This window comes from Haloferax sp. Atlit-6N, assembly GCF_003383195.1.
GTDB classification, from domain to species: domain Archaea; phylum Halobacteriota; class Halobacteria; order Halobacteriales; family Haloferacaceae; genus Haloferax; species Haloferax gibbonsii.
This window is the reverse complement of the sequence record NZ_QEQJ01000244.1, coordinates 1-489: the sequence shown is the minus strand read 5'-3', so window position 1 is coordinate 489 and position 489 is coordinate 1. Positions and strand designations below refer to the sequence as shown.

The following is a 489-nucleotide window of genomic DNA, read 5'->3' as shown; positions in this document are numbered from 1 at the left end:
GTTCGACTTGTTGCCGGACTTACTCAGTGAGAATATTGCTGTCTCCACGGATGCATCAAAGGCATCCGGGTTCACCCGAGTCAGTTCGTCCAACTCGTCAAGTAGAGTGGATCGAACGTCAGTTTTGTTGATTTGGGTGAAGAAGGTATCCGACATTATGTATGTGAATACTCCATCGCTATTGGCGAGCTCGTATCCACGGTGGACGAAAAATTGGAAAAGATCTGTTTTAGAGTAGTACCTGAACCCTTCTTTTTCCGAGTAGAAATCTCCAAGTTCGCCCTTGTATTCTGCTCCTTCCTGACCCTCGTACGGTGGGTTTCCAATGACGATATCAAAGCCACCGTCCAGAATCACCTCCGGGATATTCGTAGTCCACGTAAAGGTAGAGTCCGCTGCTTCTGCCGCTTCAGTCATCCAGCCTCCCTTCTCTTTCACAGCTAACTGAGTTTCCAGTTCCGTTGTGAGCTTTTCCAACTGATCGCTAAG

The 489-nt window shown here is 48.1% G+C and carries 1 protein-coding gene; it reads right to left on the bottom strand.

Going from position 1 to position 489, the window contains the following annotated elements:
- Positions 1–438 (bottom strand): Eco57I restriction-modification methylase domain-containing protein (locus DEQ92_RS22185; RefSeq protein WP_233516947.1); only part of this gene is annotated, 438 nt, incomplete at its 3' end.
- Between the last annotated feature and the right edge of the window lie 51 nt (positions 439–489).